The sequence below is a fragment of the Selenomonas sp. oral taxon 478 genome, assembly GCF_001189555.1.
Lineage (GTDB): Bacteria > Bacillota > Negativicutes > Selenomonadales > Selenomonadaceae > Centipeda > Centipeda felix.
The window spans coordinates 707,369-720,750 of the sequence record NZ_CP012071.1 but is presented as its reverse complement, the minus strand read 5'-3'; the positions used below and the strand labels follow the sequence as shown (position 1 = coordinate 720,750).

General features: G+C 57.0%; 11 protein-coding genes. 9 read left to right on the top strand and 2 right to left on the bottom strand.

The features are described from left to right. Nucleotides 1-112: 112 nt before the first annotated feature. The 9 genes from ADJ74_RS03425 to ADJ74_RS03385 all read left to right on the top strand — a co-directional run bounded on the left by ADJ74_RS03425 (nt 113) and on the right by ADJ74_RS03385 (nt 11,804). Nucleotides 113-1,162, top strand: a complete 1,050-nt coding sequence (locus tag ADJ74_RS03425) for an efflux RND transporter periplasmic adaptor subunit (protein WP_172664502.1) — start codon at nt 113-115, stop codon at nt 1,160-1,162. Continuing rightward, complete coding sequence (locus tag ADJ74_RS03420; protein WP_050341889.1) at nt 1,159-4,182, top strand: efflux RND transporter permease subunit; 3,024 nt, start codon at nt 1,159-1,161, stop codon at nt 4,180-4,182. Before ADJ74_RS03425 ends, ADJ74_RS03420 begins: the two co-directional genes overlap by 4 nt. Nucleotides 4,183-4,446: 264 nt before the next feature. Beyond that, entirely contained in the window at nt 4,447-4,752 is a 306-nt protein-coding gene (locus ADJ74_RS03415) for a nucleotidyltransferase family protein (RefSeq protein ID WP_039981282.1), read from the top strand. Further along, nucleotides 4,742-5,008, top strand: a complete 267-nt coding sequence (locus tag ADJ74_RS03410) for a DUF86 domain-containing protein (protein WP_050341887.1) — start codon at nt 4,742-4,744, stop codon at nt 5,006-5,008. Before ADJ74_RS03415 ends, ADJ74_RS03410 begins: the two co-directional genes overlap by 11 nt. Nucleotides 5,009-5,143: 135 nt before the next feature. Next, nucleotides 5,144-6,721 carry a type I restriction-modification system subunit M gene (locus tag ADJ74_RS03405; RefSeq protein ID WP_050341885.1) on the top strand — a complete coding sequence of 526 codons (1,578 nt, stop codon included), beginning with the start codon at nt 5,144-5,146 and terminating at the stop codon, nt 6,719-6,721. Then, complete coding sequence (locus tag ADJ74_RS03400) at nt 6,718-7,950, top strand: restriction endonuclease subunit S (RefSeq protein ID WP_050341883.1); 1,233 nt, start codon at nt 6,718-6,720, stop codon at nt 7,948-7,950. The genes ADJ74_RS03405 and ADJ74_RS03400 overlap by 4 nt, the downstream gene beginning before the upstream one ends. Nucleotides 7,951-8,107: 157 nt before the next feature. Continuing rightward, nucleotides 8,108-8,470 (top strand): type II toxin-antitoxin system RelE/ParE family toxin, encoded by a 363-nt coding sequence (locus ADJ74_RS03395; protein ID WP_050344189.1) that lies wholly within the window; start codon nt 8,108-8,110, stop codon nt 8,468-8,470. Further along, the gene (locus ADJ74_RS03390) at nt 8,463-8,735 is read left to right on the top strand and encodes a helix-turn-helix transcriptional regulator (RefSeq protein WP_050341882.1); all 273 of its coding nucleotides are present in this window, start codon (nt 8,463-8,465) and stop codon (nt 8,733-8,735) included. Before ADJ74_RS03395 ends, ADJ74_RS03390 begins: the two co-directional genes overlap by 8 nt. A 12-nt stretch (nt 8,736-8,747) precedes the next feature. Then, nucleotides 8,748-11,804 (top strand): type I restriction endonuclease subunit R, encoded by a 3,057-nt coding sequence (locus ADJ74_RS03385; RefSeq protein ID WP_050344187.1) that lies wholly within the window; start codon nt 8,748-8,750, stop codon nt 11,802-11,804. Nucleotides 11,805-11,849: 45 nt separating this feature from the next. On the opposite strand, the gene ADJ74_RS03380 is transcribed toward ADJ74_RS03385, so the two are convergent. Both ADJ74_RS03380 and ADJ74_RS03375 read right to left on the bottom strand, forming a co-directional pair. Beyond that, nucleotides 11,850-12,455, bottom strand: a complete 606-nt coding sequence (locus ADJ74_RS03380; RefSeq protein WP_050341880.1) for a hypothetical protein — start codon at nt 12,453-12,455, stop codon at nt 11,850-11,852. Between the two features lie 250 nt (nt 12,456-12,705). Further along, nucleotides 12,706-13,368: a vWA domain-containing protein gene (locus ADJ74_RS03375; protein ID WP_050341878.1), complete on the bottom strand. Its 663-nt coding sequence runs from the start codon at nt 13,366-13,368 to the stop codon at nt 12,706-12,708. Between the last annotated feature and the right edge of the window lie 14 nt (nt 13,369-13,382).

The following is a 13,382-nucleotide window of genomic DNA, read 5'->3' as shown; positions in this document are numbered from 1 at the left end:
CACGGGCGCAAAGCCCGCGCGGCAGTTCTTTTTCTGCGCATATTTCTTTCTTTACTCTATGCCTCTACAATGGTAAAATTTGAGCAGAATGGGATTCGAAAGGGAGAACGTTATGCAGAAACAATATACCGCACTCGTGCTTGCGGCGGCACTCAGCCTGCTCGCGGGCTGCGGAAATGATACAGCAAAGGAGCCGCCGCCCCCCGTCGTGCGCACGATGTCCGTCGATGCAGCAGGCGCGACGACGGCGGACTACAGCGGCACCGTGCGCGCACGCTACGAGACCAAGCTCGCCTTTCAGGTCAGCGGGCAGGTGCTCTCGCGCAACGTGAGCATGGGCGCGCACGTCCATGCGGGCGACGTGCTCATGGTCATCAACGCACGCGACGCGCAGCAGCAGGTGAATGCGACGAGCGCAGGCGTCGCCTCGGCGCGCGCACAGCTCGACCTCGCCCGCGCCAACCGCGCGCGCTACGAGGAGCTCTACGCCGCGCAGGCAGTCTCCGCCGCCATGCTCGACCAGTACCGTACGAACGAGAACGCCGCCGAGGCAGCGTACCGTCAGGCACTCGCGCAGAACGCGCAGAGCAGCAACGCGCTCGGCTATACGAACCTCATCGCGGGTGCAGACGGCGTGATCTCGGGCATCCTCGCCGAGGAGGGGCAGGTCGTCGCCGCAGGGCAGACCGTCATGACCCTCACACAGGACGGTGAGCGCGAGATCGAGATCGCCGTCCCCGAGAGTCGCCTCGCCGAGGTCTCCCTCGGCATGCCCGCCGCCGTCTCCCTCTGGGCGAACCAGACAGCACTCACGGGCACCGTGCGCGAGATCGCGCCCATTGCCGATCGAACAGGCGGCACGTACACCGTGCGCATTGCCCTCGCGGACGCGCCCGCCGACCTGCCGCTTGGCATGACGGCACGCGTACGCCTCGGCACACCGGCGGAGAGCGGCGCGGTTCTCCCGCTCTCTGCCATCCATCAGACGGGTGACGAGGCACAGGTCTACGTCGTCGAGGACGGCGTCGTACACCTTCACTCTGTCACCGTGACCGCATTCCGCGAGCGGGACGTCGTCGTCACAGGGCTCCCGCAGAACGCCGTCGTCGTGACGGCGGGTGTCCACCGTCTCCATGACGGAGAGAAGGTGCGCACGAAATGAGAAACCTCACCGAGCTCTCTCTGCGCCACCGCTCCATCGTCTGGTACTTCATCATCGTCTTTGCCGTCGGCGGCATCCTTGCCTACGAGTCCCTCGGACGCATGGAGGATCCCTCCTTCATCATCCGCCAGATGGTCATCACCGCCGTATGGCCCGGCGCGACAGCAGAGGATATGCAGGAGCAGGTCACGGACAAACTCGAGCGGCGGTTCCAAGACACCCCGGGACTAAAGGAGATCACGAGCGAGACGCGTGCAGGACAGACCATCATCTACGTCGACCTGCGCGACGACGTCGACGCAAAGCTCATCCGCCCGACGTGGCGCGACGTGCGCAACTTCGGCGAGGATGTAAAGAGTGAGCTGCCGGACGGCGTCATCGGTCCATTCTACAACGACCGCTTTGACGACGTATACGGCTCCATCTACGCCGTCACGGGCGAGGACTACACGGACGAGGAGCTGCGCGCCGCCGCAGAGAACGTGCGCCGCCGCATCCTCTCCGTCCCGAGCGTACAGAAAGTCGAGCTGGTCGGCGTCCAGCGCGAGCGTGTCTACGTCGAGATCGCACGCGACCGCCTCGCCTCCCTCGGCATCCCGCCCACGGCCATCACGGAGGCCCTGCGCACACAGGACACCGTCCTCCCGGGTGGCTCGATTGAGACCGTGGATGGCAGTGTGAACCTGCGCGTCTCGGGCGTCTTTGACAGCCTCGATGACATCCGCGCCCTCCCCATCGCGGCGGACGGACGCGTATTCCGCCTCGGCGACATTGCGGACATCTCGCGTCGCCCGATTGACCCCGCCGATCCGAAAATGCAGTATAACGGCGCACCCGCCGTTGGCATCGCCGTCTCCATGGAGGACGGCGGCAACATCCTCGCGCTCGGCGAGGACCTCAAAAAACTCACCGCGCAGCTCCGAGAGGACCTCCCGCTCGGCATGGAGCTGCACGAGGTATCGAACCAGCCCGCCGTCGTACAGCACTCCATCCACGACTTTGTCGAGACACTGGCCCTCGCCATCGTCATCGTCCTCGCCGTCAGCTTCCTCTCGCTCGGACTGCGCACCGGGCTCGTTGTCGCGTGCTGCATCCCACTCGTCCTCGCAGGCACATTCGTCTGCATGTACGCCCTCGGCATCGACCTGCACAAGGTCTCCCTCGGCGCACTCATCATCGCCCTCGGACTGCTCGTCGACGACGCCATCATCGCCGTCGAGATGATGAGCGTCCAGCTCGAGCGCGGCAAGAGCCGCTTTGACGCCGCCTGCCACGCCTTTACCCAGACGGCAAAACCCATGCTCACAGGCACCCTCATCACCTGCGCGGGCTTCATCCCCGTCGCCTTCTCCAAGGGCATGGCGAGCGAGTTCTGCGCCGCCCTCTTCCCCGTCATCGGCATCGCACTCCTCCTTAGCTGGATCGTCTCCATCATGGTCGCGCCGCTCTTCGGCTACCATCTCATTCGCATCGAGGGGAACGCGGAGCACGACCCGTACGCAACGCCGTTCTATCGGTTCTTTCGGCGCGTGCTCACCTTCTTCCTCGCACATCGTGCCGTCGTCCTCGTCAGCACGGCCCTTGTCTTCTTCGTGAGCCTTGCCGCCTTCCCGCACATCAAACAGACCTTTTTCCCGCCCTCGCTGCGCCCCGAACTGCTCGTCAGCCTCACCCTCCAGCAGGGCTCCTCGCTCGCGTCCACACAGGCAGAGGCGGATCGCCTCACCGCCATACTGGACGAAAACAGCGACAAAATCGAGAACTACGTCGCCTACATCGGACAGTCTACACCGCGCTTCGTCCTCACCGTCAACCCGAAGGCGGACGCGGAGAACCGCGCCCAGTTCGTCATCACAGCAAAGGGCACGGAGGAGCGCGAGGCACTCGCTGCCATCATCCGTGACGCCGCCGACGACGAGCTGACGGGCGCGCGCGTCGCGACACAGTACATCCAGACCGGCCCGCCGGCGGACTACCCCGTCATGCTGCGCGTCTCGGCACCGACCACCGACGAGGTGCGCCGCGTCGCCGAGCAGGTCAGCGCCATTGCGGCCGCCGACCCTGCGACCGACAACGTCCATCTCGACTGGACCGAAAAGGCAAAGGGAATCCGCGTCGACCTCGACAAGGACAAGCTGAAACGCTACGGACTCAGCGCCAAGGATGTCAAGCAGATGCTCTACACCGAAATCTCAGGCGCACAGGCAGCGGAGTTCTACACGGGCGACCGCACCCTCGGCATCGTCCTGCGGCTCACCGAGGCAGACCGCACAGACCTCGGACAGCTCGGTGCACTCCCCATCCCCACGCGCAGCGGGAGCATCCCGCTCGACCAGATCGCGCGCCTCTCCTACGAGGCGGAGGATGGGCTCATCAAGCGGCATAACCTCCTCCCGTCCATCATGGTCGAGGCGGACGTCACACAGGGCGAGGGCAACGACGCCGCCCTGCGCATCTACGATGCGACCGAGGAACTGCGCGAGAACCTCCCCGCCGGCACCACCATCGTCCCGTCGGGCGCGCTCGCGGACGCTGACGACTCCATGAACTACCTCGTAAAACCCGTCCCCGCCATGATCTTCATCATCATGACCCTGCTCATGTTCCAAGTCGGCAGCATGGGCAAGATGGCACTCACCCTCCTCACCGCACCGCTCGGCCTCATCGGCGTCGTCATTGCCATGCTCCTCACGGACTCCGCGATGGGCTTCGTCGCCTACCTCGGCGTCCTCGCCCTCTTTGGCATGATCATCCGCAACTCCGTCATCCTCATCGACCAGATCAAGAAACATGAGGAGGCAGGCGAGAAGCCCATGGACGCTATCATCGACTCCGCCGTTCTGCGATTCCGCCCCATCATGCTCACGGCAGCCGCCGCCATCCTCGGCATGCTGCCGCTCATGCGCAGCATCTTCTGGGGGCCGATGGCCGTCGCTATCGCGGGCGGCCTCATCGTCGCCACCGTCCTGACCCTCCTCGTCCTCCCCGTCATGTACGCCGCGGCGTATCGGATCAAATAATTCCATCAACGAAGATAAACTGCCGTACGAGACATCCTCGTGCGGCAGTTTTTTTGCGCTTCTCCCGCTGCGCTAAGCCCCCGCCGCAGCGGGAGAGGGGCATGCGTTAGCGTGACGGAGCGGGCGCCATGAGCGACATCTCGATGTCTGTGAAACACCAAATACAAACTCCACGTATGTTCCTGCATAAAAGCAGGACAACGATTCATCCGTGGCGAATGATAAAAAAGATATTGTTGCTATTGGGGCATCGGAGGACTTGACATGTCAGAGACAATATTTACGTGTGACGAGATAAAACAACGCCTGCAGCCGATTCTGGCAGAGCATCAGATTCGGCAGGCGATACTCTTTGGCTCCTACGGCAAGGGGACGGCGACGAAAAACAGCGATGTGGACTTGCTCGTTGACAGCAATCTCCGAGGGCTGCAATTCATGGGGCTTGTTGAGGATCTGCGTGAGGCACTGGATGATAAGGACATGGATGTGTTCGATATCACTCATATCGAGCCGAAGTCTCGCCTCGCTGAGGAAATTCGACAAACGGGGATTCAGATTTATGCGCGATAAGATCATCATTGACAAAATGCTCCGTTATACCGACAAGATATGTGCATACTGCGAAGGCATGTCCTATGAGGAATTTCGCGCGAACGATATGCTCGTTGAGGCCTGTGTGTTCAATCTCGGTCAGATCGGAGAATTGACGGCGAGGCTGGGCCAGTCATTCAAGCAGGAGAACGCGCAGGTGGCATGGGCGCAAATCTACGGCTTGCGAAATCGCATCGTCCACGACTACGAGGGCGTGAACCTGCGGTTGATTTAGGAGATCATTGCCGATGATATGCCGGAACTGAGAAGCTCATTGATCTGTATAAAAAAGCATTTCGCGAAAATGGATCATGATACGGGCGGATGCCCTCACTTATAACGACGCGATTCTGTCGACGGAGGAAAGACCATGGACAACAAGAAAGAAGTAGAGCGGGCGGAGTTGCACCGCGCCATCTGGCAGATCGCGAACGACCTGCGCGGCAGTGTGGACGGCTGGGACTTCAAACAGTACGTCCTCGGCACGCTCTTCTACCGCTATATCTCAGAGAAACTGACCGACTACCTCAACGCAGAGGAGCGCGAGGCGGGGGACACAGCTTTTGACTATGCCGCCCTGCCCGATGATGAGGCAATGGCAGAGAAGGACAACATCGTCCAGATCCTCGGCTTCTTCATCCCGCCGAGCGAGCTCTTTCAGAACGTCCTCGCACGGGCGGAGACCAATGAAAGCCTCAACGAGACACTCGAGCAGGTCTTTCGTCACATCGAGAGCTCGGCGACGGGCACGCCCAGTCAGGACGACCTCACGGGACTCTTTGACGAATTCGACGTGAACAGCAGCAAGCTCGGCGCGACCGTCAAGGAGCGCAACGCCAAGCTGACGAAACTCCTCAGCGGCGTCGGCGCGATGCGCCTCGGACACTATCAGGACAACACCATCGACGCATTTGGCGACGCGTACGAATACCTCATGCGGATGTATGCCTCGAACGCGGGTAAGAGCGGCGGCGAGTACTACACCCCGCAGGAGGTCTCCGAGCTCCTCACGCGCCTCACCGTCATTGGGAAAACGCAGGTGAACAAAGTCTATGACCCTGCCTGCGGCAGCGGCTCACTCCTGCTGAAATTCGCCAAGGTCATCGGCAGGGAGAACGTCCGCAACGGATTCTACGGACAGGACGAGAACATCACCGCGTACAACCTCTGCCGCATCAACATGTTCCTGCACGATATCAACTTTGACGACTTCGACATTGCGCACGGGGACACACTCATCAACCCCCACCACTGGGACGATGAGCCGTTCGAGGCGATCGTCTCCAACCCGCCGTACTCAAAGAAATGGGCGGGGAAAGACAACCCCCTGCTCATCAATGACCCGCGCTATGCGCCTGCGGGCGTCCTTGCCCCGACGAGCAAGTCGGACTTCGCCTTTATCCTGCACTCCCTTGCGTGGCTTGCGGCGAGCGGCACGGCAGCGATTGTCTGCTTCCCGGGCATCATGTACCGCAGCGGCGCAGAGAAGAAAATCCGTCAGTACCTCGTGGACAGCAACTACGTCGATGCCGTGATCCAGCTGCCGGAAAACCTCTTCTTCGGGACGACGATCGCGACCTGCATCATGGTACTCAAGAAGTCCAAGGCGGATACGCAGACCGTCTTCGTCGACGCATCGAAGGAATGTGTCAAGGTCACGAACAGCAACAAACTCACACCGGAGAACATCGAGAACATCCTAAAGCTCTATACAGGTCGCGTAGATGTCCCCCATACCGTCCACGTCGTCACGGGCGCGGACATTGCCGCCGAGGACTATAACCTCTCCGTCAGCACCTACGTCGAGCCGGAGGATACGCGCGAGATCATCGACATCACACAGCTCAACGCCGAGCTCCGTGAGATCGTCGCGCGCGAGGCAGTCCTGCGCACGGAGATCGACCGCATCGTCGCCGAGATCGAGGGAGAGGAGGGAACAGCAGGATGAGCCGACTGAGTGAGATGATCAAGGAACTATGTCCCGATGGGGTGGAGTATAAGAAACTGGGAGAGATTGCACATTACGTAAAAGACCGTATTAAGATCAGTGATATTGACACCCGCAATTATGTCGGTGTTGAACATTTGCGACAAAATACAGAAGGACGTGAAATGTCCGTAACACTACCTGAGGTTGATTTTGTGATTTCCTTTCGTCAAGAGGATATTCTTATCGGAAATATAAGACCCTACCTAAAAAAGGCTTGGTTGGCAGACTGTAATGGAGGAACGAATGGAGATGTACTGACGATACGTATTGTTGATAAAATGTATGTCTCGCCACAGTATCTTTTTTACATATTGTCATCGGAACAGTTTTTTATGTACGATATGAAATATGCAAAAGGCGCAAAAATGCCACGTGGTGATAAAAAGGCAGTGATGAATTACGCAATCCCCGTCCCGCCACTTGCCATCCAAAATGAAATCGTGAAAATGTTGGACAATTTTACAGAGCTAACAGCGGAGCTAACAGCGGAGCTTCAGTTGCGAAAAAAGCAGTATTCTTTCTATCGTGACAGTCTTTTGAACTTTTCGCGAGACGATGTGGATGATACAGCTTCTTCTATTGCTGAGACTCCGCATTATATGGTAGGAGACATATTCCATATTCAAAATGGATATACTCCTTCAAAAAAAGAAGATACTTATTGGGAAAATGGGACAATCCCTTGGTATCGATTGGAGGACATTCGTACACAGGGGAGAATACTTTATGACGCAATCCAACATATACATTCTTCTGGCGTAAAGGGAAATCTATACCCAACAAAATCACTTTTAATGTCAACGACCGCGACAATCGGAGAATATGCTCTACTTATGACTCCATCTTTATCCAATCAGCAAATGACAAATTTTGCAATAAAGAAGGAATTTGAGGATGTACTTGATGTAAAATTTGCATTTTATTATTTTCATGTATTCGCAGAATGGTGTAAGAAGAATGCGAATCAGAGCGGCGGAATGCCAATTATTACAACTGGGAAACTAAAGATTTTTTCCTTCCCCATCCCGCCCCTCGAAACGCAGGCAAAAATCGTCTCCATCCTCGACCGGTTCGATGCACTCTGCCATGACCTCACGCAGGGGCTGCCCGCCGAGATCGCCGCCCGCAAAAAGCAGTACGAATACTATCGCGACAAGCTCCTCACCTTCCCGCGCAAGGGGGCGTAGTTCCATAGCCTCCCCTGCCGCAGCGTGGGAAGTAAGAATCGGGTTTCTTCTGTCCATCAGCGTGTGGTTCGGACGAAATTTACCACCTCAGATAATCGTCTGCTATGTTTGCTTGATTATATTCCTTTGGAGGAATATAATCAACTTGGAGGAGATGATGATTGTGTTTGAGATCATATTTTTCTCAACGGATGCAGGTCGTCGTCCTGTCGTGGATTTTCTTGATGCTCTTGATGTCAAGATGCGGAATAAAGTCCTCGACAACCTCAAGCATTTGCAGATACACGGCCACTATTTGCGCGAACCGTATTCCAAGCCGTTGGGGGACGGCATCTTTGAGCTTCGCACGCGGTTCGGGAGTGACATCACGCGTGTGCTATATTTTTTTTATATAGGAAACCGAATCATTTTAACGCATGGATTTGTGAAGAAGACGCAGAAAACACCGCCGAGAGAAATTGAACGGGCGAAGGAGTACCGTGCACTTTATCAGCAGAGGGAGGAGCATCGTCATGGATGATCTGGATCGTTATACTGCGGAGCAGATGAAAGATCCTGCATTTCGTGCGGAGCATGAGCGTACACGTTTGGAGTTCGCATTAACCGAGCTTTTGATTAGCTCGCGCATGGAACAGGATTTGACACAAAAGGAGCTGGCAGATCGCTCTGGCGTCCGTCAGTCGAATATCAGCCGCATTGAAAAGGGGCAGGCGATACCGTCACTGATGACACTGGATAAGATTGCACGGGCGCTCGGCAAAGAGGTTCGTGTTAGTTTCGTCTGATTGGAGAACATCATGTACTACAATCTCATCGCGAGTGCGGAGGAGAGTACGGTACTCGCGCAGTATGTGCGGGAGGAGCGTGCGCCGTACGGCTCGTACCAGTCGGAGGCGGCACTGGAGCGGGCGCTCATCCGTCTGCTGGAGGAGGAGGGCTATGCATATCTCCCTATTCACGATGAGGCGGAGCTGATCGCCAATCTCCGCACGCAGCTCGCGGCGCTGAATGGCTATGACTTTACAGATGCGGAGTGGGAACGGTTCTTCAAAACGTCCATCGCACCCGCGAGTGACGGTATCGCAGCGAAGACGCGCCGTATCCAGACGGACTATATACAGAACCTGAGACGTGACGATGGCACGACGAAAAATATACGTCTGATTGACAAGGAACATATCCACAACAACCGTCTGCAGGTGATCCATCAGTATGCGGTGGAGGGCGGTGCGGACGCGGGGGAGCATGCGGCGGCACACACGAATCGCTATGACGTGACGATCCTCGTGAACGGGCTGCCGCTCGTGCATCTGGAGCTGAAACGGCGCGGCGTGGAGATCCGTCAGGCGTTCAACCAGATCAAACGCTATCAGCGGGATTCGTTCTGGGCGGGCACAGGGCTCTATGAATACGTCCAGATTTTTGTGATCTCGAACGGGACGAATACGAAGTACTATTCCAATACGACGCGCGAGAGCCATATCCGTGAGATGGATGCGGCGGGGCGCAAGGCGAGCAAAAAGACGAGCAACAGCTTTGAGTTTACGTCCTACTGGGCGGATGCGGGCAACCGTCTCATCACCGATCTGATGGATTTCGGGCGGACGTTCCTCGCACGCCACACGCTGCTCGCGCTCCTGACGCGCTACTGCATTTTCACGACGGAAGAAGTGCTGATGATCATGCGCCCGTATCAGATCGCGGCGACGGAGCGGATTCTCGCCCGGGTCAAGATTTCGTCGAACTACAAGACGTGGGGGCGCATCGAGGGCGGCGGCTATATCTGGCACACGACGGGCTCGGGCAAGACGCTGACCTCGTTCAAGACAGCGCAGCTCGCTGCGGCGATGCCTGAGATCGAGAAGGTGCTCTTCGTGGTCGACCGCAAGGATCTCGACTACCAGACGATGAAGGAGTACGACCGCTTCGAGAAGGGGGCGGCGAACGGCAATACATCGACGGCGGTGCTCGCGCGCCAGCTGGCGGACGATGGCGCACGCATTGTGGTGACGACGATCCAGAAGCTGTCGAATTTTATCCGGCAGAACAGGACCCACCCGATCTATGGAAAACATGTGGTGTTGATTTTCGATGAGTGCCACCGCTCGCAGTTCGGTGAGATGCACACGGCGATCACCAAGGCGTTCAAGAAGTATCACGTCTTCGGCTTCACGGGGACGCCGATCTTTGCACCGAATGCGGCAGGTGCGGGGCGTCCCTCGGCGCGGACAACGCCGCAGCTCTTCGGGGACAAGCTGCACACCTATACGATTGTGAATGCGATCAATGACGGGAATGTCCTGCCGTTCCGCATCGACTATATCAATACGATCAAGAGCAAGGAGGCGGTCGATGACAAGGAGGTGCGCGCGATTGATCGGGAAAAGGCGCTCGCTGCGCCTGAGCGCATTCGTGAGGTGACGAAGTATATCCTCGCGCATTTCGATCAGAAGACGATGCGGAGCAAGGCGTATTCGCTGAAGGGGCAGCGTGTGCTCGGCTTTAACTCGATGTTTGCCGTCGCGTCGATTCCCGCCTGCATGGCGTACTATGAGGAGTTTCGCCGCCAGCTGAGCGCGGCGGGGCGCGACCTCACGATTGCGACCATCTTTAGCTATGCGGCGAACGAGGACGATCCCGAGGATGCGCTGCCCGATGAGGACTTTGATACGGCGAGCCTCAACCCGACGAGCCGCGACTTTCTTGAACATGCGATTGCGGACTACAACGCGCACTTTCACACGAATTTCTCGACGGACGGGGATTCGTTCCAGAACTACTACAAGGATCTCTCGCAGCGGATGAAGAAGCGCGAGATCGATCTCCTCATCGTGGTGAATATGTTCCTCACGGGCTTTGACGCGACGACGCTCAATACGCTCTGGGTGGACAAGAATCTGAAATACCACGGGCTGATTCAGGCGTTCTCGCGGACGAATCGGATCCTGAACTCCGTCAAAACATTCGGCAATATTGTCGCGTTCCGCAATCTCGCGAAGGCGACGGACGATGCGATCTCGCTCTTTGGTGATGAGAATGCCGAGAGTGTCGTGCTCCTGCGCGGTTTCCGCGACTACTACGATGGCTATGACGATGAAAAGGGGCAGCACCACAAGGGCTATGCGGAGCTGATTGCAGAGCTGCGTGCGAAGTTCGCCGTCGGTGAGCAGGTATTAGGCGAGGCGGCACAGAAAGACTTTGTGCGGATCTTCGGCAGCATCCTGCGCCTGCGGAATATCCTCACGGCGTTTGACGACTTTGCGGAGGACGATCCTCTGCTGCCGCCGCGCGATCTGCAGGACTACCAGAGCGTCTATCTCGATATACACCGTCTGCTGACGGGGCAGGGGAATGCGGAGAAGGAGAACATCAACGACGATGTCGTGTTCGAGCTGGAGCTCATTCGTCAGGTGGATATTAACATCGACTACATCCTCATGCTCGTGGAGAAGTATCACGCGTCGAACGGCGCGGATAAGAGCATCATCGGCGCGATTGACCGCGCCGTCGGATCGAGCCCCGAGCTCAGGAGCAAGAAGGAGCTGATCGACGGCTTCCTCGCGACCGTCAATACGGATACCAAGGTGATGGAGGACTGGCGCAAATACGTCGCGGAGGAGAAGGAAAAGGAACTCGCCTCCATTGTGGCGGAGGAGAGCCTGAAACCCGCCGAGACGGAGAAATTCGTCGCGAGAACGTTCCGCGACGGACGGCTCAAGACCACAGGCACCGCCCTCGACGCTATCCTCCCGCCCGTACGCCGTTTTGGCGGCGGACGCGCCGCAAAGAAGGCGGGTGTCATTGAGAAGCTCAAGGCGTTCTTCGACAAGTTCATGGGGGTTGTGGAGGCGTAGAAAAAGGGCCTGCTGGCGAATGGGAGGAGGAGAGCCCATTCTCTGCTATATCAGGGAGATGATTCCCCAGTCAAAATCACTGGAGAACGAGAGCAGGCGTCCACTTTCGAGACGAAGCTGCATTTCCTTGATATACGAAGGCAAATCGTCTGGAAGATCAATCCCGCAGGATCCTGTAAAATCAAAGTCTGCTGCATTGAAGGTCTGCTCATGTACCGTGATGCCCGTTATTTTTTCGCCAATCAAATGGGACAATAGGTCTTGCAGATGAAAGCGAGCTAACTCCTCGGTGCTGCAGTAAAATTTTTCCGGAATGCAGTCTTTGGATATGCGAACAGAACTTGATTCAGCATACTCGATTTCGAACTTTCCGTGTGTGGTTATCAGAACGATCGGATTGCAAAGCTCAAATGACCATGCGTTTTCCCATATCGAAGGGGGGCCAAACATACAAGGATACTCTACCACAGCGACCTCTCGTATCACGGCATCAAAGATGCCGAGCAACTGAACGTATTCCTTCAAATGGTTTGGTTGTTGGATGACAGGAGCTGGCCACTTGTAGGGAGAAAATCCATTCTTGAGTAAAGGATCCTTATCCTTTACCATTTGAATATGGTTGTCCATAATGAACTGTTTTATTTGGTCCATACAAGCACCTCCTGAATTTGAAATTTTCTAGGGAATGGCTGATAAAATGTAATCGACAATATTGTATCAAAGCCAAATTAGAGAATCAACATACTCTCGATAAGGAATACAGAGGCGTTCATGAGTCTATTCAGCAAACTTTTCCGCTGCAGGATAGGCCCAGAAATCATCACATACACATGAAAAACGGGGCGTCGTACGAAGCCAGAACTTCGTACAATGCCCCTTATTTCTGCCCGAAGGCATTCACTCAAAGGCTCCAGCGTTTTTCTCTGTGACGCATGTCCGCATCAATGCGGTCTTTCCACGTGCCCGTCAGCGGCGCGGCACAGGTCCGCACGTGGTGTATGGCTTCCTGCAAGACCTCGTAGTTGAGCGCTGTCCCCTGCTGGTCACTTTGGTAGGTGACCGCACGATCCGCGCAGATGCCGATATCGCTCGCCGCCGCGATGGCGTCCATGTTCGCCCCGAGGAAGAGGAACTCCCAGCCGTATTTTGCCTTTTGTCGCTCGACCATCTGCTTCACCTTGTCATAGGTATAACGGTGGCTGGCATTCTCCATGCCGTCCGTGGTGATGATAAAGAGCGTCTTCTCTGGCCGGTCCTCGTCGCGGGCGTATTTGTGAATGTTGCCGATGTGATGGATCGCACCGCCCACGGCATCAAGGAGCGCCGTACACCCCCGGACAAAGTAGGTGTCCGCGGTCATTTCCTCCACCTGCTCCATCGGCACGCGGTCATGGAGCACCTCGCACACATCGTCGAACAGCACGGTGGAGACAAGAGCCTCCCCGCTCTCCTTGCGCTGCTTTTTGATGAGCCCGTTGAACCCGCCGATGGTGTCCGCCTCCAAGCCACCCATCGAACCGCTCCGATCCAGAATGAACACGATCTCCGTTAACCCCTTTTTCATGATAAGCGCCTCCT

Bases quoted from the DNA above. Each gene is read 5' to 3' on its own strand.
- ADJ74_RS03410 (WP_050341887.1), top strand. From the start codon at position 4,742: ATGCGCGATAAGATCATCATTGACAAAATGCTCCGTTATACCGACAAG.
- ADJ74_RS03375 (WP_050341878.1), bottom strand. From the start codon at position 13,368: ATGAAAAAGGGGTTAACGGAGATCGTGTTCATTCTGGATCGGAGCGGT.
- ADJ74_RS03420 (WP_050341889.1), top strand. From the start codon at position 1,159: ATGAGAAACCTCACCGAGCTCTCTCTGCGCCACCGCTCCATCGTCTGG.
- ADJ74_RS03395 (WP_050344189.1), top strand. From the start codon at position 8,108: ATGATTGTGTTTGAGATCATATTTTTCTCAACGGATGCAGGTCGTCGT.
- ADJ74_RS03415 (WP_039981282.1), top strand. From the start codon at position 4,447: ATGTCAGAGACAATATTTACGTGTGACGAGATAAAACAACGCCTGCAG.
- ADJ74_RS03380 (WP_050341880.1), bottom strand. From the start codon at position 12,455: ATGGACCAAATAAAACAGTTCATTATGGACAACCATATTCAAATGGTA.
- ADJ74_RS03385 (WP_050344187.1), top strand. From the start codon at position 8,748: ATGTACTACAATCTCATCGCGAGTGCGGAGGAGAGTACGGTACTCGCG.
- ADJ74_RS03390 (WP_050341882.1), top strand. From the start codon at position 8,463: ATGGATGATCTGGATCGTTATACTGCGGAGCAGATGAAAGATCCTGCA.
- ADJ74_RS03425 (WP_172664502.1), top strand. From the start codon at position 113: ATGCAGAAACAATATACCGCACTCGTGCTTGCGGCGGCACTCAGCCTG.
- ADJ74_RS03405 (WP_050341885.1), top strand. From the start codon at position 5,144: ATGGACAACAAGAAAGAAGTAGAGCGGGCGGAGTTGCACCGCGCCATC.
- ADJ74_RS03400 (WP_050341883.1), top strand. From the start codon at position 6,718: ATGAGCCGACTGAGTGAGATGATCAAGGAACTATGTCCCGATGGGGTG.